22 protein-coding genes are annotated in these 24115 nt (G+C 58.9%); 18 read left to right on the top strand and 4 right to left on the bottom strand.

Annotation, left to right across the window (positions count from 1 at the left end; genetic code table 11):
* Window positions 1–40: 40 nt before the first annotated feature.
* Window positions 41–664, top strand: coding sequence for a DedA family protein (locus QDI87_RS06535; protein WP_036374366.1), 624 nt, complete (start codon window positions 41–43; stop codon window positions 662–664).
* A 66-nt stretch (window positions 665–730) separates the two neighbouring features.
* Here QDI87_RS06535 and QDI87_RS06530 read toward each other — a convergent pair whose 3' ends face one another.
* Complete coding sequence (locus QDI87_RS06530) at window positions 731–1684, bottom strand: AEC family transporter (protein WP_278742574.1); 954 nt, start codon at window positions 1682–1684, stop codon at window positions 731–733.
* Window positions 1685–1824: 140 nt separating this feature from the next.
* On the opposite strand from QDI87_RS06530, the gene QDI87_RS06525 reads away from it, so the two are divergent.
* From QDI87_RS06525 to QDI87_RS06480, 10 genes are all read left to right on the top strand, one after another.
* The gene (locus tag QDI87_RS06525; protein ID WP_051652138.1) at window positions 1825–2769 is read left to right on the top strand and encodes a DMT family transporter; all 945 of its coding nucleotides are present in this window, start codon (window positions 1825–1827) and stop codon (window positions 2767–2769) included.
* Between the two features lie 131 nt (window positions 2770–2900).
* Entirely contained in the window at window positions 2901–3188 is a 288-nt protein-coding gene (gene rpsF, locus QDI87_RS06520) for a 30S ribosomal protein S6 (protein WP_036374361.1), read from the top strand.
* Between the two features lie 73 nt (window positions 3189–3261).
* Entirely contained in the window at window positions 3262–3708 is a 447-nt protein-coding gene (locus QDI87_RS06515) for a single-stranded DNA-binding protein (protein ID WP_036374550.1), read from the top strand.
* 21 nt (window positions 3709–3729) lie between these two features.
* A complete protein-coding gene (gene rpsR, locus QDI87_RS06510; RefSeq protein WP_199497607.1) occupies window positions 3730–3960 on the top strand; it encodes a 30S ribosomal protein S18 in 231 nt (76 codons plus the stop codon).
* Between the two features lie 70 nt (window positions 3961–4030).
* A complete protein-coding gene (locus tag QDI87_RS06505; RefSeq protein ID WP_036374358.1) occupies window positions 4031–5590 on the top strand; it encodes a ClC family H(+)/Cl(-) exchange transporter in 1560 nt (519 codons plus the stop codon).
* A 168-nt stretch (window positions 5591–5758) separates the two neighbouring features.
* Window positions 5759–6526, top strand: a complete 768-nt coding sequence (locus tag QDI87_RS06500) for a DeoR/GlpR family DNA-binding transcription regulator (RefSeq protein ID WP_036374355.1) — start codon at window positions 5759–5761, stop codon at window positions 6524–6526.
* Window positions 6527–6657: 131 nt separating this feature from the next.
* On the top strand, window positions 6658–8553 hold the full coding sequence (locus tag QDI87_RS06495; RefSeq protein WP_423791163.1) for an LTA synthase family protein: 1896 nt from the start codon (window positions 6658–6660) through the stop codon (window positions 8551–8553).
* A gap of 22 nt (window positions 8554–8575) precedes the next feature.
* Window positions 8576–9484 (top strand): radical SAM protein, encoded by a 909-nt coding sequence (locus tag QDI87_RS06490; RefSeq protein ID WP_278742568.1) that lies wholly within the window; start codon window positions 8576–8578, stop codon window positions 9482–9484.
* A gap of 52 nt (window positions 9485–9536) precedes the next feature.
* Entirely contained in the window at window positions 9537–10418 is an 882-nt protein-coding gene (locus tag QDI87_RS06485) for a hypothetical protein (RefSeq protein WP_278742567.1), read from the top strand.
* Complete coding sequence (locus QDI87_RS06480) at window positions 10415–11755, top strand: GHKL domain-containing protein (RefSeq protein WP_278742564.1); 1341 nt, start codon at window positions 10415–10417, stop codon at window positions 11753–11755. Before QDI87_RS06485 ends, QDI87_RS06480 begins: the two co-directional genes overlap by 4 nt.
* A gap of 5 nt (window positions 11756–11760) precedes the next feature.
* Here the strand turns inward: QDI87_RS06480 and QDI87_RS06475 are convergent, their stop codons facing one another.
* Window positions 11761–12495, bottom strand: a complete 735-nt coding sequence (locus tag QDI87_RS06475) for a LytR/AlgR family response regulator transcription factor (protein ID WP_278742562.1) — start codon at window positions 12493–12495, stop codon at window positions 11761–11763.
* A 143-nt stretch (window positions 12496–12638) separates the two neighbouring features.
* Window positions 12639–14468 carry a phosphoethanolamine transferase gene (locus QDI87_RS06470; protein WP_036374350.1) on the bottom strand — a complete coding sequence of 610 codons (1830 nt, stop codon included), beginning with the start codon at window positions 14466–14468 and terminating at the stop codon, window positions 12639–12641.
* A gap of 322 nt (window positions 14469–14790) precedes the next feature.
* Here QDI87_RS06470 and QDI87_RS06465 point away from each other — a divergent pair, with 322 nt between their 5' ends.
* Together QDI87_RS06465 and QDI87_RS06460 are read left to right on the top strand one after the other, a co-directional pair.
* Window positions 14791–17067, top strand: a complete 2277-nt coding sequence (locus tag QDI87_RS06465) for an anaerobic ribonucleoside triphosphate reductase (protein WP_036374348.1) — start codon at window positions 14791–14793, stop codon at window positions 17065–17067.
* 89 nt (window positions 17068–17156) lie between these two features.
* Window positions 17157–17528, top strand: coding sequence for a Rid family detoxifying hydrolase (locus QDI87_RS06460; protein ID WP_036374346.1), 372 nt, complete (start codon window positions 17157–17159; stop codon window positions 17526–17528).
* A 64-nt stretch (window positions 17529–17592) separates the two neighbouring features.
* Here QDI87_RS06460 and QDI87_RS06455 read toward each other — a convergent pair whose 3' ends face one another.
* Window positions 17593–17925: a hypothetical protein gene (locus QDI87_RS06455; RefSeq protein ID WP_036374344.1), complete on the bottom strand. Its 333-nt coding sequence runs from the start codon at window positions 17923–17925 to the stop codon at window positions 17593–17595.
* Between the two features lie 231 nt (window positions 17926–18156).
* Between QDI87_RS06455 and QDI87_RS06450 the strand changes: the two genes are divergently transcribed.
* The 5 genes from QDI87_RS06450 (at window position 18157) to QDI87_RS06430 (ending at window position 24090) form a co-directional block, all read left to right on the top strand.
* On the top strand, window positions 18157–20073 hold the full coding sequence (locus tag QDI87_RS06450) for a sigma 54-interacting transcriptional regulator (protein ID WP_036374343.1): 1917 nt from the start codon (window positions 18157–18159) through the stop codon (window positions 20071–20073).
* Window positions 20074–20099: 26 nt separating this feature from the next.
* Entirely contained in the window at window positions 20100–20750 is a 651-nt protein-coding gene (gene trmB / locus QDI87_RS06445) for a tRNA (guanosine(46)-N7)-methyltransferase TrmB (RefSeq protein ID WP_036374341.1), read from the top strand.
* A 20-nt stretch (window positions 20751–20770) separates the two neighbouring features.
* The gene (ftsW, locus tag QDI87_RS06440) at window positions 20771–21967 is read left to right on the top strand and encodes a putative lipid II flippase FtsW (RefSeq protein WP_036374339.1); all 1197 of its coding nucleotides are present in this window, start codon (window positions 20771–20773) and stop codon (window positions 21965–21967) included.
* A 160-nt stretch (window positions 21968–22127) separates the two neighbouring features.
* Window positions 22128–22652 carry a 3D domain-containing protein gene (locus QDI87_RS06435; RefSeq protein WP_081828382.1) on the top strand — a complete coding sequence of 175 codons (525 nt, stop codon included), beginning with the start codon at window positions 22128–22130 and terminating at the stop codon, window positions 22650–22652.
* 268 nt (window positions 22653–22920) lie between these two features.
* Window positions 22921–24090 carry an ABC transporter substrate-binding protein gene (locus tag QDI87_RS06430; RefSeq protein WP_036374338.1) on the top strand — a complete coding sequence of 390 codons (1170 nt, stop codon included), beginning with the start codon at window positions 22921–22923 and terminating at the stop codon, window positions 24088–24090.
* The last annotated feature ends 25 nt before the right edge of the window (window positions 24091–24115 follow it).

The following is a 24115-nucleotide window of genomic DNA, read 5'->3' as shown; positions in this document are numbered from 1 at the left end:
AGTTTGAGATATCGATAAAAAGAAAGGAAGACTTGCAAACATGGAACAGTTTTCGACGATGTTCTTGGAGTTCATTGCCTCGTGGGGGTACTTCGCGATTGCCATCCTCATGGCTGCGGAGAATGCCTGCATCCCGATTCCCAGTGAGCTCATCCTCGGCTTTGCGGGTTATCTGATCTTCTCGGGGCAGCTGACATTTGCAGGCGCCCTGACGGCGGGCATGGTCGGCGGCATGCTCGGCTCGATCTTTGCCTATCTCGTCGGCCATTACGGCGGACGCAGTTTCGTCGACCGCTACGGCCATTACTTCTTCATCAAGAAGTCGCATGTCGATGTCGCGCAGAACTGGTTCGACAAGTACGGCCTCAAGGCTGTCTTCTTCAGCCGCATGCTGCCGGTCGTGCGCACGTTCATCTCGCTGCCGGCAGGCTTTGCGCATGTCGACATGAAGCGCTTCCTCATCCTGACGTTTGCGGGCGCACTGCCTTGGACGGCCCTGATCCTCTACGCCGGCATGATGCTCGGCGAGAGCTGGAAGGTCCTCACGCAGATCGGCCATGAGGCGAGCATTGTCTTCGTCGTGGTCGCCGCCATCGTCATCGGCGCCCTCTACATCCGCCATAAGAAGAGAAAAAACGCGCAGGAAAGCGTTGACGCAGAGTAAACACAAAGAAAGAAAAGCCATCTCCGAGTCCATGCGGCTTGGAGATGGCTTTTTGTTGCGCGCTTCTCAGCGCAGCAGGAAGAAGAGCGCGGGGAAGATGACGGGCAGGAAGGCCGCCGTCGTGATGACGAAGGAGGCGACGGAGAGGTCGGTCGTCAGGTGGTAGAGGCGCGCGGTCAGCACGGCGTTGATGGTCGTCGGGCAGAAGGCGCAGATCAGCAGGGTGCCCTGTACAACGGGGTCGCTGACGAAGAGGTAAATTAGCACGCCGAAGATGGCCGGCGTGATCACGAAGCGCAGGGCGGTCAAGGAGCGCACTTGGCGCTCGTAGCGGCGCACTTGCCCAAAGTCAATGAGGAAGCCGACGGGCAGCATGGCAATCCAGGCGGCGATGTGGACGAGTCCCTGGAAGATGGTGCCGAGCACGGCCGGGCGAGCGATGCCGAAGGCGTTGAACAAGAGCCCCACCGCGATGCCGAGCAGGCTCATCTGATTGAGCGAGAAGAACATCTCGCAGAAGCTCTTGAAGCGGTTCGTCTTGCGGATGGCGTGCGTCTGCTTTATGTAGCAGTACTGGGCCATCGGGAAGATGACGAGCACGAGCATGATGTTCTGGCACGTGCCGATGATCTGCGTGTAGGCGAAGCCCTGCTCGGCATAGAGGATGAAGGCGCAGACGCCACCGAGCGTGCCGATGTTCGAGAGCATGGCACTCGCGACGTAGGCGCCGCGGTCGAGCCAGCTCGCATAATGCCTGGCGAAGAGCAGGCTGCCGATGGCGCCTGGCACGAGGATCAGCAGGAAGCCGAAGAGCAGGACGATCAGCAGGTTCCACGAGATCGGCAGGACCCAGAAACTCAGCAGGGCGAGGATGGTGTAGATGCAGACGACGTTGAAGCGGATGAGCTTGTTGATGGACTCGTCAGAGACGAGATGGCGCTGGTGCAGGTAGTAGCCGACGGCCAGCGGCGCGATGAGGTCGGTCAACACGAAGATCAACCGCAGATTCATAGCGTCCATGTGGTCACTTCTTTCTAGATATCGGATCGATAAATTACGTTATCACATTAATCCTAGCATGTTTGGAAGGGCTTGTAAATCGAGGGGCTTGTGTTATACTTTGCATGAGGCAATGGGGCCTCGGGAATCAGGAGGGTATTGTGCGTAATCTCGTCATTGGATCGTGTCTCTTGTCCCTGGCCGGGAGCATCTGGGGCGGCATGTTCATCGCCGTGCGGCTCGCAATCTTTGTCATCCCGCCGGTGCCGCTTGTCTGGATGCGCTACGGGACGGCGCTGCTGGCCCTGACCATCCTGATGGTCATCACGCATTCGTCCTGGCATATCGACAAGAAGGATTGCAAGCTGCTGCTCTTGTCCGCTCTTTCCGGCCAAGTGCTCTCCATCGTGACGCAGGAGACGGGTACGATGATGACTTCCGCGCAGACGGGCTCGGTCATCACGGCTGCCACGCCCGCGTTCATGGTCGTCTTCGGCTATGTCCTTCTCCATGAAAAACTCACGGCAGGGCGGATCATCTCCGTCGTTCTCGCCACGATCGGCGTTCTATTCATCGTCCTGGATCCGGATAACTTTGAGATTAATCCGCTCGGAGGACTCTCGCTGTTCGTGGCAGCCGTCACATGGGCCTTCATGTCGGTCCTCTTGAAATTCCTTTCGGAGTATCCCGTCATCACGGTGACGTTCTACAGCGTGCTCATCGCCTTCTTGACGCTGACGCCGTACGGCCTTTACTGGCTGCTGACTTCTGCGGATTACGCGGCGATGTCAGCGCCGTCCGTCTGGGGCTCGGTGCTCTACCTCGGCTTCATCTCGACGACGGCCGGTTTCTGTCTCTGGAACAAGGGGCTCCTCTATATGGATGCCTCGCTTGGCGGTCTCTTCATGTTCTTCCAGCCGACCGTCGGGACGTTCCTCGGCTGGCTGCTGCTCGCTGAGCCAGTCACGCTCTACTTCTGGATCGGCTTCACGCTGATCGCAGTCGGTGTCGTGCTCGCGCTGCGCGGAGGCAATACGACGGCTGCCGAGAAGCTCGCGCGCTGTCATCAGGACAGCGGGAAGGCCTCACACCCCGGCGGAGCCTGAATGCGATGGCACTTGAATAATGCTTGCATTCGAGCGCAGCTCGTGGTATACTAATTTAGTCGCTGAAATGCGAAGATGTAACTCTGCTCCTCGTAGTGGGGGAGCCAAAGACCAAAGAGGGAGGTGATTTCGTGAGAAAGTACGAAGTCATATTTATCGTGAAACCGATGGAAGAGGATGCAACGAACGCTGTCATCGAGAAGTTCAGCAACCTGATCCAGAACAACGGTGGTACTATCGATAAAGAAGATCGCTGGGGCAAGAAGCGTCTTGCTTATGAGATCAAGGACTGCACGGAAGGTTTCTACTGCCTGTTCAACGTTACGTGTGAGCCGGCATGCGTTGCTGAGTGCGACCGCGTCATGAAGATTACGGACGAGATCCTCAAGCACATGATCGTCAAATCCGACGAGGAGTGAGCGAGAGACTTGTAGAAGTCTTCAATTTCTTTAAGATGTACTACACCATATGGGTGTCAGGGAGGCATACCTCATGAACAAGGCAATACTGATTGGACGTCTGACTCGTGATCCTGAGGTCCGTTATACGCAGTCTGGTGTGGCTGTATGCACATTCACACTGGCTGTTGACCGCCGTTTCGCTCGCAGAGATGCCAATGATGGCCAGCCAACGGCGGATTTCATTCCCATTGTGACCTGGCGCAAGCTTGCTGAGATCTGTGGTAACAACCTGATCAAAGGCCGCCGCATCTCGGTGGAAGGCCGCATCCAGGTCAGGAACTACGAGGCACAGGACGGTTCGAAGCGTTATGTGACCGAAATCGTAGCAGATGAGATCGAGTTCCTCGATTCGAGAAACTCGGCTTCGCACGAGGGTGGTTTCGGTGGTGCTCCGGCACCGCAGCAGCCGCCGCAGTCCAAACCGACTGATGCTGGCTCGTTTGGTCCGTCTATCCCTGATGAAGAAATCCCATTTTAAGACTGGAGGGGAATTACTTTGATGAGACGTGACAGAGGCAGAAGACCTCGCAGAAAGGTCTGCTCGTTCTGCGTAGACAAGGTCGATCATATCGACTATAAAGACGTTGCAAAACTGCGCCGCTTCGTTACGGAGCGCGGCAAGATTTTACCGCGTCGTATCTCCGGCAACTGCGCTAAGCATCAGCGTCAGGTGACGGTTGCAATCAAACGCGCACGCAATATCGCACTGCTGCCGTTTACTGCAGAATAAGATGATGAAGTGCTGTACCTCGGTACAGCACTTTTTTTGTTGAGTATCCCGTATGGAAAGGGGGAACATCATGCATAGGCGCATCGAGAGTGCCATGACCATGATGACAGATCCACGTCATTTCAAACTGCGCCTCTTCATTGAAGGCAATATCATCGGCATTGCCACGGGCATGGTTATCGCATTGTTCCGCTATCTGCTGGAGCTGTCGGAGGAATACCTGCCCGTGCTCTACCGCTGGCTGCCGGAGCACATCGCCTGGATTCCCGTGTGGTTCCTGCTGCTGGCCATCTGTGGCTGGGTCCTCTACCGCATCGTGCGCAGGGACGGCATGACCTCAGGGTCAGGCATCCCGCAGATCAAGGGCATCCTGCTCGGCGAGATGGACATGAACTGGGCGCGCGTGCTCATCCTGAAGTTCATAGGTGCCGTGCTCGGCATCGGCGCGGGCATGTCGCTCGGCCGTGAGGGCCCGAGCGTCCAGCTCGGCGCCTGTCTCGGCCAGGGCCTCGGCCGTCTCACGCACCGCTCGTACGCAGAGAGCCATTACCTGCTGACGGCCGGCGCAGGTGCGGGCCTCGCGGCTGCCTTCAACGCGCCGCTGGCCGGTGTGATCTTCTGTCTGGAGGAGCTCACCAAGAACTTCTCAGCCTTCGTGCTCATGGGCGCTATCTCGGCGGCCGTCACGGCGACGACGGTCACGCAGTACTTCTTCGGCATGCAGCCTGTCTTCCACATGGGCGTCGTGCCGGTCATCGATACGGGACACATGTACATCCTGCTCATCGTGCTCGGCGCCTTCGTCGGCCTCTTGGGCCTCGCGTTCAACCCGATGCTCACGCGCTCACAGGACTTCTACAAGAAGATGCCGGCGCGCTACCGTCCTCTCGTGCCGCTCTTCTGCGCCGGCGTCCTGGGCTTCTTGCTGCCAGAGATCCTCGGCGGTGGCAGTCGCCTCGTCGATTCGCTCGTCGTGACGGACTACACGCTGGCCTTTCTCGCTCTGCTGCTCTTGGCAAAGTTCCTCTTCACGATGATCTGCTTTGGCTCAGGCGTGCCGGGCGGCATCTTCCTGCCGATGCTCGTGCTCGGTTCGGTCGGCGGCGCTGTCTTCGCCAAGATCGCGATCTTCTTCCATTGGATGCCGGAGCTCTTCGCCGTCAACTGCATCGTCTTCGGCATGGCGGCGTACTTCTCGGCTGTCGTCAAGTCGCCAATCACGGGCAGTGTCCTGATCATGGAGATGACGGGGTCCTTCGAGCACATGCTCGCGCTGATCATCGTCTCGATGACGGCCTACCTCGTCTCGGACCTCACGGGCGGGGAGCCGGTTTACGACATGCTGCTCTCTAAAAGCCTGGCCGTGCGCGATAAGATCGCGCGCCGCATCCGCCACCGCCGCATCCTCCTCGAGGTGTCAGTCGGCGTCAAGTCGGCCCTCGATGGCGCTGTCGTCGCACAGGCCGGCTGGCCGTCTGGCTGCGTGCTCGTCAATGTGCGCCGCGGCCCGCAGGAGCTCGCGCCGCGCGACGAACTCCGCCTGCAGTCAGGCGATGCGCTCTTTGTGCTGACGGATGCCGATGATACGGCGGCCCTTCAGGGCCTGGCCGCCGAGCATCCCGACCGATGAGTCGACTTCATGTGGACAAAACAGCCAAAATCCTGCATAATCTTCCATGTTTGTGATGAGATATGAGAGTTTTTTGCAGAAAGGCTTGATAATTTTTCTCTTATCTAGTACAATAATCGTACAACAAGAACAAACAATAAAAGCAAGTGTTTCATAGGAGTGGTTAATATGTTTTTGGAAGAACGTCAAGACATCATCCTGAGCATGCTGGCACGTGACGGCAAGGTCCGCGTGCGCGACCTCAGTGAGAAGTTCAAGGTCACGGAAGACTGCATCCGCAAGGATCTCGGCGCCCTCGAGAAGAAGGGCAAGCTCAAGCGCACGTACGGCGGTGCGGTCCGCATCCGCGAGAACAGCCACATGGTCGAGGTCAGCAAACACCGCAATACGGATGTCGAGGCGAAGCAGCGCATCGCGCAGGCAGCGGTCAAACTCATCCACGAGAAGGACATGGTCTTCCTCGACATCTCGATGAGCAACCTCGCCATCGCGGAGCTCCTCGTCAAGATGGAGCTCGAGGTCACGGTCGTCACGAACATGATTGATATCCTCGTTGTGCTCGCGCGCAACCCGAAGATCCGCGTCGTCTTCGCTGGCGGCAAGATCAACAAGAGCCGCGACGGCTTCTGGGGCGGTATGACGCTCGACTTCATCTCGCGCCTCAAGCCGGACATCGCCTTCGTCGGTGCAGTCGGCGTCGATGTCAAGGAGAACAGCGTCTCGACGTACGATATCGATGATGGCATCAACAAGGCAGCCATCATCCGCCACAGCAAGAAGGCATACGTCGTCGCAGAGGCGCGCAAGCTCAGCACGGACGGCAACTACAACTACACGACGCTCGACACGCTCTCGGGTCTCATCACCGATTCGGAGCCGGCGGCGGACATCCGCGCTGCGGCGGATTCGTACGGCGTGGAGATCATCCTGCCATGATGATCTCTATGCCCGCATGGCTGTCACGGTTGAATTGGAAAACTCTATATACGGGCATCCTGGAAGGACTGAAGGTATTTGCGTTTTACCTCGCAGTCCTTTCCCTTTTTCGGGGGTTTTTCATCGCCTGGATGGCTCCGTACATGGGCCCGGGCACAGGGGCTCATGATATCTTCCTCGCGCTCTGGCGCGGCTTCCGCCTCTCGATGCAGACGGCCGGTGCCCTGACGCTCGTGAGCTTTGTTCCGGGGCTGCTGCTTCATTTCTGGAAGCCGCGCTGGGGAAGACGGCTCGTGCTCGCCTTGAACGGCGTGCTGCTCTCGGCGCTCTCCATTCTCTTTGTCGCGAGCTTCCCGTTTTACCGCCAGTTCCACGCGAATTTCAACCAGATGCTCTTCACGGGAGCTAACGACGACATCTACGCGCTCTTCATCACGATGGTGCAGCAGTACTACCTGCCGGTGCGTCTGGCGGGAGCCCTGCTGCTCGCCTGCGTCCTTTGGCGCGGGCTGCGCGCGCTGCTTTCCTGCGCGTGGCTCGAGAACTGCACGGACGGGGTGCGCCTGCCCGCATTCGTGCGCTGGCTCGGACGGCTGGCTTTTCTCTGTTTGACATACATTGTCGTACTGCTCGGCATTTTCGGCGGCAGCCTGGGATGGCAGACGTCCGTCAACTGGGAGAATGCCGGCGTCACGAAGGACGACTTCCTCAATGAGGCCATCCTCGACAATGTGCAGGCCATCTACCGCGCCTACAACCTCAATGAGCGCATGCTCGCCTGCAATGGCCTCGACTTCACGACGGAGGACATCCGCAACCTGGCGGCCAAGCTCTCGGGCAAGCCGGCCGATACGGATGACCTTGATGTCTATCTGACGAAAGAGGCACAGGGGCCGCAGATCGAGCGGCCGACACAGGTCATTGTCATCCTGTCGGAGAGCTTTGCTAACTGGCCGCTGCTCGACAAGTACAAGGACATCCCCATCTCGCACGGCATGCGCAGCCTCATCGCCGAGGATGACACGGACTACTGCCCGACGTTCCTGCCGAATGGCGCGAGCACAGTCTCGGCTGTCACGGGTGTCGTGACGGACTTCGCGGACGCCAATCTCTACCTGACGACGATGCCGGAGTCGTTCGCTGCGCCGTATCCGACGGCCAGTGCGCCGCAGATGGAAAAACTCGGCTACGAGACGAATTTCTGGTATGCGGGGCCGTCGACATGGGAGCGCATCGGCGCTTTCACGCAGGCGCAGGGCTTCGAGCACTTCTACAGCCGCGGCGACTTCGGCGATGTGCCGGGCAGCGTCTGGGGCTGTGAGGACGAAGTCCTCTACGAGAAGGTGCTCGATGGCCTCGACCCTGCGACGCCGAGCTTCAATGTGCTCTTGAACGCCTCGAACCACTCGCCGTACGACCTTGACCTTGCGGCCAAGGGCTTCGACAAGGAGGCGGTGCGCGAGGCGCTTCCTGAAGACCATCAGCAGGACGAAGAGCTTCTCAAGGAACTCGGCCACTACTGGTATGCCGACCGCGAGCTCGCGAAGTTCGTCCAGGCGGTCAAGGCAAAGTGCCCGGACAGCCTCATCGTCATCGTCGGCGATCACGGTGACCGCTACAACATCGACAAGACGCCGACGATGTACGAGCGCTACGGCATCCCGTTCATCATCACGGGCAAGGGCATCCACAAGGGCACGCTGCTCCCGGATGCGGCCGGCAGTCAGATCGACATCATGCCGACCATCTACGAGCTCATCGCACCGAAGGGCTTCTCGTACATGGCCGTCGGCTCGAGCCTGACGCGCACGAATCGTCAGGGCGTCAACTACGGCTTCTTCATCACGCGCCATGCCATCGGCAAGGCAGACAACGTGCCGCTCGTGCCGGAGTCTGTCGACGGCACGGAGCCGGTGCTCGACCAGCAGGCGATGGAGGACTACATCAACGGCGTCCGCAGCGTCTCGTGGTGGCGCCCGAAGTACGGTGCCATTCTCGATGAGACGAAGCTTGAGGGGCGCCGCTGAGCCGATGAAGGGAGAAAAAACGATGATTTCACTGAAAGACTGCCAGCTCTGCCCGCGCCGCTGCGGCGTCGACCGCACGCAGCGGGCGGGCTTCTGCAGGGCAGGGGCGAAGGCGCGCATCGCGCTCGTCTCGCTGCACAAGTGGGAGGAGCCATGTCTCACAGGCGCCGATGGGCGCGGTGCGGGCACGGTATTCTTCTCGTACTGCAACCTGCGCTGCTGCTTCTGTCAGAATCACGAGATCTCGCATGAGGGCTTCGGCTATGAAGTCACGGATGAGCGGCTCGCGGCGATTTTCCTCGAGCAGCAGGCGCGCGGTGCGGCGACGCTCGACCTCGTGACGCCGACGCATTACGTGCCGGAGATCCTGCATGCACTCGAGATGGCCAGGGAGCAGGGCTTCCACCTGCCCGTCGTCTACAACTCCGGTGCCTATGAGACAGAGGAGACGATCGAGGCGCTGCGCGGCCAGGTCGACATCTTCCTGCCGGACCTGAAGTACGCCGACGAGGCGAGTGCGCGCGAGTACTCGCTCGCGCCCGATTACTTCGCCGTCGCGACAAAGGCCATCCTGCGCATGTACGATGAGGTCGGCCCGCTGCAGTTTGCGCCGGACGGCCAGCTCAAGAAGGGCGTCATCATCCGCCATCTCGTGCTGCCGGGCCACCGCCACGAGAGCATGCGCGTTCTCGACTGGATCTACAAGACCTTCGGCGATACGGTGCAGATTTCCCTGATGAACCAGTACACGCCAATGTACCGGGCGGCAGAGCACAAGGGCATGAACCGCCGCCTGACGACGTTTGAGTATCAGTCGGTCGTCGACCATGCCCTAACGCTCGGCATCACGCACTGCTACGTGCAGCAGGGCCGCACAGCCGATACGAAATTCGTGCCGCATTTCGACGGCAGCGGCGTCGAGCAGGGCTGACAGACCGCTCTGGCGGTCCTGACTTGGAATAATTTGCGATAGGGGGATCTTTTTGCTCACCGTATTCTTGTTTTGCTTCTCACTCCTGCCGATGGCCTATCTGCGCTACTATCCGTTCCGGGTCATCGCGACGCCGCGCGAGCAGCACATCCTGATTGTCGGCCATCTCATCATCTTTGCGGCTGAGTTCCTGCTCGTCGCAGCGCTCTTCATTTTGGGCTATGCGCCGATGCAAGGCAGCGTCTTCCACAAGTTGTATTTCGTATGCTACTGGCCCCACTTCCTGCTGCTCCTGTTCACGATACGTCCCTTCTGGTTCCGCCACTTCTTCGTGCTCGGATTGCAGGGCATCTACGCGGTCTTCCTCCACACGGCGACGCTCCTGCTGCTCAAACAGCTCTGGGCTCAGACGACCTACTTTGCCAGCCTGTACTTCTTATGCTACCTCGGCCTGCTGCTACTGAGCTTCCCGGGGATGATATGGCTGCTCGGCAAGCTCTTCACGCGAGAGCAACTGCTGAGAGGGAAGCCGACGGCTGCTTTCTGGAAGTACCTCAGCTTTGTGCCGCTGCTCCTCACCTATTATCAGGGGAGCATGGGCTATGCCACCTTGCTCCAGCAGATCCAGGACTTGTCGGATATCCACCTCTACATGCTGGTGAGCCGGGTCATCCTCGTCATCTCCGTGCGCAGCGGCTTCCAGCAGATCCGCTGCATGTTCCAGGCGAAGGAACGTAGCCTGAAGATGCAGGAGCAGCTCCGCGAGATTCACGACTATGCGGATACCATGCAGAAGGAGCAGCAGAAGCTCGCCATCATGCGCCACGACAGCCGCCATCAGCTGCGCATGCTGGCCGAGCTCATCGAGAGCGGCCACTGCGATGAGGCTGAGCGGCAGCTGATGGCCATGAGGAAGGAGGTGGAGAGACGATGAGCTTTGACATGATGACAGTGGGCATCACCGCGGTCTACGTCCTGATCCTGCAGCCCTTCGCGCTCTTGCAGATCTTGCCGTTCCGCCGCTTCCTGACCCGTGTGCAGAAACGGTATATCCTCATTTTCTGGTGCCTGCTCATCGTGCTGGAAGTCGGCCTCGTCACCGCGATTGTCTCATTGGACGTCTTCCCGTCGCGCCAGATTGCCTACTGGCGGCTAGGCTACCTCGTCTGGATTCCCCAGTTCGTGCTGGCCTTCTGCTTCACGCGCCGCTTCTGGGCAGGCCATATCTTCATCGCGGCCTTCCGCATCCTGTTCTCGGGCATCATCTACACGGTCACACGCGCCATCCTTCTGAACCTCTACCCGGACAGGCCGCTGCCGAGTCTCTACTTCGAGCAGATCCTGCTCTACAGCGCGCTGTCTCTTATGGCATTCCCGTTCCTCTTGCGCTTCTTCACCAATATATTCCGTCACTTCGAAGTGGCCTCGACGCGCCGTTACTGGCGCATCATCACACTGATCCCCGTGCTGCTCGCCGCCGAGTCTCTCTACCTGAGCCTGCTCGATTCCCAGGAGAAAATCCTTGACTTGTTGCTGCCGCGCCTCATGCTGCTCCTCGTCATCGTCCTGCTCATGGCCAGCATTCGCAGCGGTCAGCGCGAGGTCTACCGCGAGCTGCAGGTATTCGAAAAAGAACACGAGCTGCAGCAGCAGCTCGTGTCAACGGCGCATTATGTGAAACTGTCAGAGACGTCACGGCAGCGCATGGCTGTCCTCTACGAGAAGAAGCGGCAGCACATCGACCATTTGCTCGAGCTCGTGCGCCATCGCGACCGCGAGGGGACTCTGGCGTACATCGAGGCGCTCGGCGCGCAGTTCAGCCGCACGAAGCTGCCGCAGTACTGCAAGAACACCCTGATCAACGCGGCTCTGACGGTCTACTTTGCACGCGCCAAGGAGCTCTCCATCCCCGTGACGGCCACCATCGACCTGCCGGAAGAGCTCTTTTGCAGCAGTGACCTCTCCATCGTGCTCTCGAACCTCGTAGAGAATGCCCTGATCGCGAGCCAGAAGCAGCCGCCATCGGCGCGCCACATCGTCGTCATGACGATGTGCCCGAACGGCGTCATCAACCTCCTCGTCAAGAACCGCTTTGACAAGGCGGTCGAGTTCGACGAGGAAGACCTGCCCGTGACGCATGTCAAGGGACATGGCCTTGGCATGAAGTCCCTGGCCCGCTTCCGCGACAAGTACGGCGCCACTGTCTTCTGCCAGCAGAAAGAAGGCTGGTTCACGACCTACCTCCAGATACCGCTCCCCGCATCGTCATGACGGCATCATGCCTGCTTCACCGAGAACATGAATTGGAAGTAGAGTTCCTGGAATTCCCGGTACTTGCGCTTGCCAAGCGGAATCTCCTGCCCGGCAATCTCCACGTAGTCCGACTTGATCACGTGGACGGCGGCGAGATTGACGAGGTAGCCCTTGTTCGGCGAGGCGAACTGCCCCGGCGCGATCTTGTCGAGCGCATCCTTCATCTCCTGGCCGGACTTGCGCGTCTCGAGAACCGTGCCGTCTGCCAGGTGGACCCGCAGGATGTGGCCGCTGCTCTCGAAGTAGAGGATCTGTGCGATTTCCTCAATGCAGATGCCGCCGCCCACGAGCCGCAGCACGATTTTGGCGCTGTTGCGCTGGCGGATAAACGAGATGGCCCGGTCCATCGCCTTGTTGAACTGGCTCTGCGTGAAGGGCTTCAGCAGGTAGTCCGTGGCCTTAACCGCAAAGGCGTCCACGGCGAATTCATCGCTCGTCGTCAGGAAGATGATTTCCGTGCTGCTGTTGTACTTGCGTAGCTCGCAGGCGACCTCCGTGCCGAGGATTCCCGGCATGCAAACATCGAGCAGGACGATGTCAAAGACCGCCCCTCGTTCGATTGCATCAACGAAGGAGAAGGATTTATCAAATGTTTCATAGGACACCGTGTCGTGTTTATTTTGGAAATACGTCTCAGATGAGCGTCGGATGGATTGAATCTGGTCCGGCTGATCATCACAGATGGCGATATGCAGCATGGAGTCACATCCTTTCGAATATCTTGTCTTAATTTAAAGTATACTCGCTTTTCTGCGATACGCAAAAAAACGTCCTAAAAGGGCGGTTTTTTGACATAAACAGGCCCTGTCGCATTGCGGCAGGGCCTGTTCTTGTCGGTATATCACTGTTCCGGATTGCCGTCCGGGTCGGTGGAGAGTTTGTACTGGCCGAGCATGGTCGTCAAGTTGTCGCGGTTGAAGCGGTAAGACGTGCTCGTGAAGTCCTGGCCGGGGTCGTAGCGCTCCGACGGGGCGTTGAGGAGGCCGCAGATCGTATCGTAGAGCATGTCATTCGTGAAGTAGCGGCTCTCGTGGCTCCTGAGGGCGGCGGTGCGTCCCGGCAGGGCCGACTGGTACGAAGGCGAGAGGTAGATCCACATCGGGATGCGGACCATGTCGAAGCTGAAGACGTCCGGGTTGTGGGAGATCGTCAGGTTCTCGCCGTGGTCGGAGAAGTAGACCATCGCCTGCAGGTTGAGGTTCTTCTTGGCGTAGTCGAAGACCTGCGAGAGGATGTAGTCGGTGTAGAGTATGCTGTTTGCGTACGATGCTTCTGACGTCATTGTCGAACTGCCCTCTTCGCCCTGGAACTTGTTGAAGCTCTCCGGATAGCGGTTGTTGTAGTAGATGTGGCTGCCCATGATGTGCAGGACGATGAAGTTGTTCTTGTTGGGATCGACCTGCGTCAGGTACGGCAAGAGGGTCTCGTCGTACTTGTCGGAGAAGTTGTAGGAGTCGTCGGTCCACTCTGCGTGGTCGGCCGTCTTGGCGACGAGCGTGATGGCGCTGTCGTACTGGCCGTAGCGTCCCTGGTTGCTGAACCAGTAGGTGTCGTAGCCCGACTTCTTGGCGACGTCGAGGATGGAGGCCGAGTTGAAGAACTCCTTGTCGTTGTACTGGCTCTGCTCCGTTAGGGCGCGTTGCAGGACCGGCACGGTCTGCGACCACGAGGAGTAGGCGTTCTGGAAGAAGAGGAAGTCAGGATTTGCTTTCTGCTGGCTCTGCCACGGCGTGTCGTCGTAGGCGTAGTCATTGGTGAAGGCCTTCATGTAGTTGCGCGAGGCTGATTCGCCGATGACGACGATGACCGTGCCGGGCGATTTTGCTGCGAGTGTCTGTGTTCCCTCGATGGAGAGGCTGGCAAAGCGCTCCTCGTAGTTGAGGCTGTAGGTCTGCGTCTGCTTGACGTAGGTGTCGACGTCGTTCCAGAGGTCGGCAATCGAGGTCTGCGGCACGTACCACCAGAGTGAGACGAGCGAGCCGATGACGAGCAGTGCGAGCGCGCCCATGCGGCCTGCCGTCGAGTCTTCCTGCTCGAGGCGGCGCGCAAAGGCCATGTGGCCGCGCCAGCAGGCGTAGAGGAAGAGCGCGAGCCCCGCGATGATGAAGCAGGCGGGGACGACGCCGACGTTCGACTCGATGAAGTCGATGCTCTCGCGCCAGTTCGTCAGGTAGAGCGCCATCAGCGAGGCGGGCGAGAGGCAGTGCCAGACGATGAAGTAGTAGGCGTACTGGATGAAGGGGATGACGATGCCGAAGAGATTCAGTAGCGCCATGAAGAAGGCGATGATCTTCTCGTGCCCGAGCCGGAAGAGCGCTCCTTCAAGCGCGGTGAGCAAGAGGAAGAGCGAGGTGCCGACGAGGAAGTCGAAGCAGATCTTCGACATGTACCAGTCCTGGTGGTACGTCCAGGTGTAGAGCAGCGGGAAGGCGCTGCACCAGGCGAGCCCTGTGAAGAGGTTCGGCAGGGTAGCCCACGAGAAGAGCGGAACGCGCGTGCCGTACTGCACGAGCACGAGCGCGAGCATGACGGGCAGGAAGACGGGGATGAAGTACTCCGCGCCCATGTCCTGTCCGATGTCGATGTAGAAGGCGATCAGGCAGATGTAGTAGATGCCCGATGCCGTCAGCCAGCGGATGAGACGGTCCTGTCTCTCGGTAGAAAGTTGCATGCGATTACCTCGGTTCCAGGCTGCCTGGGGCAGCCGTCTATATAGCGGATTGAGTCGTTCCTTGATTGTCGAAAAATCCCGCTATATTTTACCTGAAATCGTGTCGTTCGTCAATTTGAGAATGCGCTGTAAACGGTGCTGGAATCTGCAGGAAGAAGCATCAGAGAGTGGTTTTCCGTCTGTCCGCGTGATTTTCGTGATTGCCAGAGGGGCGCTTCTCTGATACAATATATACCTGTCATCAAGAAACGGAACACTATATATAGGGGAGGCGCAGAGGCGCTGCACAAGATGAGCCGAAAGCTCGCGGCGCACGAACCATATGAATCTGAAGACTGTAACGAAACGTTCTGGCCACACCGTGCCATATAATCGCGAAAAGATCTACCACGCCATCGCCGGTGCCAATTCCGACGGCGGCAACACGATGTCGGAAAAGGACATCGACGAGGTGACGAGCCAGGTCGAATGGGACATCAAGGACCGCGACAACGTCAGCGTCGAGGAGATCCAGGATATCGTCGAGCAGGAGCTCATGAAGTACGACTTCTACGACATCGCGAAGAAGTACATCACCTACCGCCAGAAGCATGCGGAGCGCCGCGCGGCGCAGAAGCACCTCATGGAGTCGTACCGCGACATCTTCTTTGCGGACTCGGTCGACTCGGACCTCAAGCGCGACAATGCGAACATCAATACGGATGCCTCGATGGGCATCATGCTCAAGCTCGGCGCCGAGGGCGCGAAGCACTTCGTCGACAATTACGTGCTCGACGAGGAGTACGCTGAGGCAGACCGCGAGAACTACATCCACATCCACGACAAGGACTTCTCGCTGATCACGTTCAACTGCTGCCAGATCGACCTCTTGAAGCTCTTCCACGGCGGCTTCTCGACGGGCCACGGCTTTTTGCGCGAGCCGAACTCGATCCGCGCCTATGCGTCGCTTGCCTGCATCGCCATCCAGTCGAACCAGAATGACATGTTCGGCGGCCAGAGCATCAATGCCTTTGACTACGCGATGGCAGAGGGCGTGCGCAAGTCCTTCCGCAAGGCCATCTTCGATGAGGCACACAAGGCTCTGATTTATCGCTTCGGCATGGATCCGTTCCGCGATTACGGCGCCTTCAAGGCCGTATTCAAGGAACACCTTTCCATGGAGCACTGTCACTTCACGGAAAGCGATGACGATCCGAAGGCCAAGGAGAGCATGGACACGCTCGTCGCAGCACTCGAGGCAACGCTTGCGGATGAGTACCACAAGCCGACGACGGATGTCGTCGTCGATGCGGTCAACATCTATCACCTGGCCTGCGCCGACGTTGTCGAGGAGACGCATCAGGCGATGGAGGCACTCATCCACAACTTCAATACGCTGCACAGCCGCGCTGGCGCACAGGTGCCGTTCTCGTCCATCAACTACGGCATGGACACGTCGCCTGAGGGCCGCCTCGTCATCAGCGAGGTCCTCAACGCCATCTGGGCTGGCCTCGGCTACGGCGAGACGCCGATCTTCCCGATCTCGGTCTTCCAGCTCAAGGCGGGCGTCAACTACAACCCCGGCGATGCGAACTACGACCTCTTCCTCAAGGCGTGCAAGGTCAGCGCCAAGCGGCTGTTCCCGAACTTCGTCAACATCGACGCGCCGTACAATCTGCAGTACTACAAGCCAGGCGACTACAACAGCGTCGTCGCGACGATGGGCTGCCGCACGCGCGTCATGAGCAATGTCAACGGCCCGGAGGAGTCGGGCAGCCGCGGCAACTTCTCGTTCACGACGATCAACCTGCCGAAGCTCGCGCTCGAGGCCAAGGGCGACCTCAAGAAGTTCTGGGAGCTCTACGACCACTACATTGAACTCAGCCACGACTACCTGCTCTCGCGCCTCGCGATCATCGAGCAGAAGCACGTCTACAACTACCCGTTCCTCATGGGGCAGGGCGTCTGGATGGACAGCGAGAAGCTCAAGCCGACGGATTCCATCAAGGAAGTCCTCAAGCACGCTTCGTACTCCATCGGCTTCTGCGGCCTCGCGGAGTGCCTCAAGGCGCTCGTCGGCAAGCATCACGGCGAGAGCGAGGAGGCGCAGGAGCTCGGCCTCAAGATTGTCGGTCACCTGCGCGAGCGCACGGATGCCTACACGGAGGAAGAGCACCGCAACTGGTCGACGTTCGGCACGCCGGCTGAGTCGACGGCGGGCCAGTTCCAGCGCGCGAACCGCAAGAAGTACGGCATCATCCCGGGTGTCACGGACCGCGAGTACATGACGAACTCCAGCCACGTGCCGGTCTACTACCCGATCAAGGCCATCGACAAGATCCGCATCGAGGCGCCGTACCATGCGCTCGAGAATGCCGGCCACATTGCCTACATCGAGATGGACGGCGATCCGTCGAAGAATGTCAAGGCTTTCGAGGCTGTTGTCCGCGCCATGCACGACGCCGACATGGGCTACTTCTCGATCAACCATCCGGTCGACCGCGACCCGGTCTGCGGCTACACGGGCATCATTGAGAACGAGTGCCCGCACTGCCACCGCAAGGAAATCGAGCGCGGCCACATCGTCATCCCGCGCATGAAGACGAGCTGCTGCGAGTGATCCTGCCTGTCGCGATTGTAAACTTGTAACGCGGCGCCTCATGATGTAGAATAGAGACAGATTGTAGTTCACCATGAGGAGGAATCACCATGAAAGTCATTCACACGGATCAGGCGCCGGCAGCTGTCGGCCCGTACAGCCAGGCCATCGAGGCAAATGGTGTGCTCTACTGCTCGGGCCAGATTGCCATCAATCCGGCAGAGGGCAAGATCGTCGCCACGACGATCGAGGGGCAGGCCGAGCAGTGCTGCCGCAATGTCGAGGCCGTGCTCAAGGAAGCCGGCACGGACATGAGCCACGTCGTCAAGACGACGTGCTTCCTCGCGGAGATCGCGGATTTCAAGGCCTTCAACGAAGTCTACGCCAAGCATTTCATCTCCAAGCCGGCCAGGAGCTGCGTGGCGGTCAAGGACCTGCCAGCCGGCGCACTCTGCGAGGTAGAGGTCACGGCCGTCCTCTGAGTCAATCGGCAAGATCGTGATAAAAAAAGAGCTCTGACATTGTCAGAGCTTTTTCTTTTTGGGTTCAACCGAAGAACTGGTAGTAGAGGACGATGAAGAACAGCGCAATCGCGAGGCCGATGCTCGCGGCGCTGGCGCGTTCGACGTAGATGGCTCTCGTCTCGGAGAGTTTGGCGTGGCGGCGCACGTACGTCAGGATCAGGGAGACCGTCAGCAGGACGTACATCGCGCGGTTCATGTTATCAAAATTCCCCCAGCCGAGGAAGCAGACGAAGATGGTCAGTCCGATGAGGATCAGGATCGGATAGTCCTTGCCGACCTTCGGCTCTTTCTTCTTGTCGTCGGGTTTGTTCTTCTCGTAGAGCTTCTTCTGCAGTTTCTTATACTGATTTGCCATGGAGATTCCCTGCCTTTGTGATTTACATATATTCTCTGCCATATTATACCGTTTTGTAAACTTTTTTGCAAAAAGAATTGCAGGCGAGAAGGATGATTGTTAAAATATAAGGTGCAGTCTTATTGCTTTGTGGAAGATTGTAACCTTGTAAAGGTATCGATATCAACCATCAATCGGTACATTGCAGTACATCACATAATAAGAGAAATTCTATGTTTAGGGGGGATTGACGTGATAAGGGAACATCGCAGCAGGGAGAAGCTCGAGGGCTATTATCGCAAGTTCGTAGAAGAGGGGATACTCGACCCGAATGTCCATCCGTGGGTGGCGGAGTCGTGGATGAAGAGCCGGGAGCTCGGCATCGGCACGGAGAAGATGGATGTGTCGCGCAAACTGCCAAAGGAGGAGTTTGCCGCGCTCCAGGCGAAGAACCAGGATGCGATCGACTACCTCAGCGGTATCAGCGAGGACATCCGCGAATTCTTCCAGGAGTACAATCTGTCGCTGCTGCTCATCGATTCGGAATGCCGCGTGCTCAAGAGCTATTCGCTGCCGTTCTATCAGATGACGCCGGGCGAGATCGAGGGCGTGCGCGTCGGCGTCGAGGATGTCGGCACGTCGAGCATCAGCGTGGCTTATGCGCATCAGACGCCGTTCTGGATGTTCGGCCCGGAGATGTGGGTCAAGGAATGCCAGCTCGGCGATGCCTGCTCGGCGCCCATCAAGGTCAATGGAGAGTTCCAGTACATCATCACGCTCGTCTCGATGGAGCAGGTGCCGATGCCGCAGGATGCCATCATCGCGCTGCTCTTGACGATGAAGAACGCGCTCGAGGCACATCTCGCGGAATCGGTCCGCATCAAGGCCGAGGAGGCAATCCTCGACGCGACACCGTTTGCGGTCTATCACGTCATGCCGGGAGGCGAGGTCGCCTATGCCAATAAGCTCGGCCACACGCGCCTTGAGGGCATCGGCGCCAAGCGGCCGGATGACAAGAAGTACACGTCGAACCTCAACGATGTCATCATGAACTATCAGCACACGCCGATCTACAAGGGCTTCAACGGCGTGCCTTCGTACAATAAAGAAGTCACGTGGATCACGCCGAAGAAGACGTATGAGGACATCACGACGGTCGTGCCGCTGGAGCGAGATGCCGATCGCGCCGTCGAGTCGGTCGTCGTCGTCTCGATGCCCATCGAGGACCTGCGCACGCTCGTCGCGCATGCTGCGGGCTACACGGCGAAGTACAGCCTCAACTCGATGGTTGGCGAAGGCACGACGTTTGCGAGCGTCCGCGCGAAGGCCGCCCGCGTGGCCAAGAACAAGCACCACGTGCTGATCCAGGGCGAGGCCGGCACGGGCAAGCAGCGCATGGCGCACGGCATCCATCAGGCGAGCCCGCGCGCGGCGGGCCCGCTCATCACGCTGCGCTGCGGCGATGCGACGCCTGAGATCCTGGAGCAGGAGCTCTTCGGCACCGTCATGGGGCCGGATGCGAGCCACCAGGGCCGCCTGGAACTCGCCTCGGGCGGCACGCTCTTTCTCGATGAGATCGAGAAGATGCCGCGCTCGATTGCCGTCGCGCTGGCGAAAGCACTCAAGGAAGGCAAGACGCACCGCATCGGCGAGACGGTCGAGCGCGACATCGACGTGCGCATCATCGCCGCCTGCGACAGCGACCTCAAGCGCCTGACGGAGCGCGGCCTCTTCGCGCCGGAGCTCTATGACATCGTCTCGAAGAGCGTCGTGCGCGTACCGCCTCTGCGCAGCCGTCGCGAGGACATCCCGAAGCTGGCGGATCACATCGTCGCGGAGCTCGCGGAGCAGCATCAGATGAAGCCGAAGCGCATCCTGCCTGAGACGGATGAGCTTCTCAAGCATTACGACTGGCCGGGCAACATCAAGCAGCTGCAGAGCGTGCTTGAATATGCCTTCTTCAACACGCCGAAAGACACGATTGCACCGGAGAACATCAGCCTCATGGGCGATGTCAAGCCGGACAACAAGTGGAAGGAAGACAAAGAGGTCTTCGTCAAGGCATGGCAGGCCGCTGGCGGCAATGTCAGCCGCCTCGCGAACCTCCTCAATGTCAGCCGCGTGACACTCTACCGCTACCTCAAGAAGTACAACCTCGAGAAGAAATAAGATAAATAGGACAAAGGAGATATATCGTGCGTTTAAGAAGAAAGCCGTGGGTGGATGAAGCCATCCACGAATTCGATGATTTTGTCGTGAGCCGTGACCAGGAGATCGGCGAGGAGAAGAAGGGCAAGTGGGCGGAAATCTTTGGCCGCCAGGCGCCTCTTCATGTCGAGCTCGGCACGGGCAAGGGCGACTTCATCAGCCAGCTGGCTGAGCTCCACCCGGACATCAACTACATCGGCATCGAGATGCAGCAGGATGTGCTCTATTCGGCGGCCAAGAAGATCGCGGAGAAAGAGCTCAAGAATGTGCGCCTGCTTGTCTTTGACATCAACCACATCGAGGACATCTTCGGCGAGGGCGAAGTCGACCGCTTCTACATCAACTTCTGCGACCCGTGGCCGAAGAAGCGCCATGCGAAGCGCCGCCTCACTCACGTCGGCTTCCTCGAGAAGTACCGCCGCCTCTTGAAGAAGCCGGGCGAGCTCCACTTCAAGACGGACAATCGCCCGCTCTTCGATTTCTCGCTCGAGCAGTTTGCGGAGGCGGGCCTCAAGGTCGAGGATGTCTCGTACGACCTGCACGCCGAGAACCGCCCGGACAACATCATGACGGAGTATGAGCGCAAGTTCAGCGGCTTCGGCGAGAAGATCAACCGCTGTGAAGTCATTTTCGAGTAAGGGATGAAGGGGGCATTTCGATGCTGATCCGGAAGACGCCGTGGCGCAACGAATCAGAACCAGTCATCGTCATCATGGCTGTCCTGCTCCTGCTGGGGACCATCAACGTATTCAGCTCGAGCTTCGTCCTCGCGACGACGAGTTACAACAATCCGTATTACTTTCTCATCCGCCATGCCGTCTGGCTCGTCCTGGGCATCTTCGTCTGCTTCGCCTGCAGCCGCATCAACTACCACCGCTGGCAGAGCATCACGAAGTGGCTTCTCATTGCCACGGTCCTCGCTCTGATCCTCGTGCTGGTCATGGGCACGGTCGTCAACGGCGCGCGGCGCTGGCTCTCGTTCGCTGGCTTCAGCGTGCAGCCGGCAGAGTTTGCCAAGCTCACGGGCATCCTGATCGCCTCGCGCTTCCTGACGATGATGATGAAGCGCGAGAAGAAGATCGACCTGCTCAAGGCGCCGCCGTACTGGGTCATCTTCTTCATGGCGGCGCTCGTCGAACTTGAGCCGGACATGGGGACGGCCTGCATCGTCTTCGGTGTGCCGTTCCTCATGGCCTTCCTCGTCGGCATCCCCTGGAAACAGGTGAAGGTGCTGTTCTTCACGGGGATAGCGGGCATCGTCGGCCTGATCGTCTGGCAGCCGTACCGCCTGCTGCGCGTGAAGACGACGTACGACCCGTGGAGTGACGCGCAGGGCGTCGGCTACCAGGCCGTGCAGTCGATGTCGACGATCGGCTCGGGCGGCCTCTGGGGCATGGGCCTCGGCGAGGGCGTCAGCAAGTATGAGTACCTGCCGGAGGCCCACACCGACTTCGCCTTCGCGATCTTCGCGCAGGAGCACGGCTACCTCGGCGTCCTGCTCGTCATCGCCCTGTTCTTCATGCTGGCAATCTGCTGCTACTACATCTCGGCGCGGGCGCGCGACATCTACGGTCAGGTCCTGACGATTGGCATCATGCTGCTCGTCGTCGGCCAGGCCCTCGGCAACCTCTTCATGGTCAGCGGAACCTTCCCAGTCGTCGGCGTACCGCTGCCCTTCATCAGTTACGGCGGCTCTTCGCTGCTCGTCACGATGGCGTCCATGGGCATCTTGCTGAACATCTGTCGCCACGGCTTCCAGCTGCAGCACGATGAGCGGCAGGACGCCCGCAAGGACGTCATCCGGGAAGGCCGCGGGGGAGCGCAGGGGACGCCGCCTCTGCGCCTGGTCAAGTGAGTCTTGTTTTGACCGGGTCTTGCGCGATGTGGTACAATAAGCGGTATAGATTATCCAGCTTGACAGATGCTTTTGAGAGAGGTGCGTGCGTTTGCGAAATCAATGCGTTGTAGTATTTCTTCTGGCCTCCTTTCTCCTGCTCTTCAGCACAACGGAGGCAATGGCTTCAAATATCCTCGTCCGGCAGGGCTCCCGTGGCCCTGCCGTGCGGCAGGTGCAGACGCTGCTCATCGAGCAGGGCTGGCTGACCGGCGCGGCGGACGGCATCTGTGGCAATCAGACTGTCGCGGCCATCAAGTCTTTCCAGAAGGCGAATGGGCTCGATGATGACGGCGTCTGCGGCAATGGCACGTACTCCGTGCTCTCTGGCGGCCAGGAATACCAGCCGTCATCGGATGAGAGCGACGGCACGGTCATGTACGTCAATGCGACGGCCTACAGTGCCGATGACCCGGGCAACTCCGCCTACACGGCGCTCGGCACCCATGTGCGCCACGGCATCATCGCCGTCGACCCGAGCATTATCCCGCTCGGTACGCACGTCTACATCCCGGGCTACGGCGAGGCCGTGGCCGAAGACGTTGGCGGCGCCATCCGCGGCCACCGCATCGATGTGGCCTTCGACTCAAGAGCCGAGGCGCTGGCCTTCGGCCGCCAGGACATCGAGATTTACATACGCGATTAAGACTCGGGAAGAGCGCAGCTTTGGCTGCGCTCTTTTTGTATACACAGAGACTGTAAACAATACCTTTCTTGTGTGAACGTTTTGGCCGGAAATTCCATCTCAATGGTACAAAACCTGAGTGAATGGAAGAAAAGTCCCCTTTAGAAAAACAAAATTCAAGTTTTTGTTCCTTTTCTTTGCACAAAAGTGTTGACTATTGTAACTGTGTAAACTATAATAAGTTCATCGCAATCAAACATTGCTAGGGAGAGAAAAGGGAGGAATTCATATGAATTTCGGCAAGAAAGGTCTGAAACTCGCCAGCGTCCTCATGGGCACGATGCTCATGGGCGGCGTACTCGCAGGCTGCGGCAGCCAGGCTGACAGCAACGAGATCAAGGTCGGTGCGAACTTCGAGATGACGGGCAATGTTGCCAACTACGGTGCAGCAACGCTCGACGGCCTCAAGCTCGCAATCGATGAGATCAACGATGCGGGCGGCGTCGATGGCAAGAAAATCACGCTGGTCACGGCCGACAATAAATCCGAGGCATCAGAGGCCGTCAATGCGGCAACGAAGCTGATCTCGGATGATAAGGTATCCGTCCTCGTCGGCCCGGCTGTCACGGCGAACGTCATTGCTGAGTCGCAGGTCGCTACGGACAACAAGGTCCCCATCATCGCACCGGATGCCACGAGCCCGGACGTCACGGTAGAGAACGGCAAGGTCAAGCCGTTCGTCTTCCGCAGCTGCTTCATCGATCCGCAGCAGGGCACGGTCATGGCGAAGTTTGCTTCCGAGAACCTCAAGGCTAAGACGGCTGTCATCTACGTCGACAACAGCACGGATTACTCGAAGAGCCTCGGCAAGGTCTTCAAGGAGAAGTTCGAGGCAGCCGGCGGCAAGGTCCTCATGGAAGAAGCCTTCCTCGCCAAGGACCAGGACTTCAAGGCAACGCTGACGAAGCTCAAGACGGCTAATGCCGATGTCATCTTCGTCCCGGCTTACTATGAAGAAGTCGGCAAGATCGTCAAGCAGGCCCGCGAGCTCGGCATCACGGCCCCGATCCTCGGCACGGACGGCTGGGATGATTCGAAGGTCACGGATATCGCCGGTGCAGAAGCGCTCAACAACACGTACTTCAGCACGCATTACTCCGACAAGGACGAATCGGTAAAGCCGTTCGTCGAAGCATTCCAGAAGAAGTACGGCCATATGCCGAACGTCTTCGCAGCTCTCGGCTATGATGCCGGCAAGATGCTTGCTGATGCCATCAAGCGCGCAGGCAGCGCAGACCCGGAGAAGATCCAGAAGGCTCTCGAAGAGACGAAGGATCTCAAGGTCGGTACTGGCACGATCACGATGGACAAGAACCACAATCCGATCAAGCAGGCCGTCATCCTGCAGAACAAGGATGGCGATCGCGTGATGGTCGCGAAGATCATGCCGGAAGAGTAAGAAGCGTACACAATAGGCTAGAAGA

This window comes from Mitsuokella jalaludinii (assembly GCF_928722185.1).
In the GTDB taxonomy this organism is placed as follows: Bacteria; Bacillota; Negativicutes; order Selenomonadales; family Selenomonadaceae; genus Mitsuokella; species Mitsuokella jalaludinii.
This window is presented reverse-complemented; position numbering and strand designations above follow the sequence as displayed.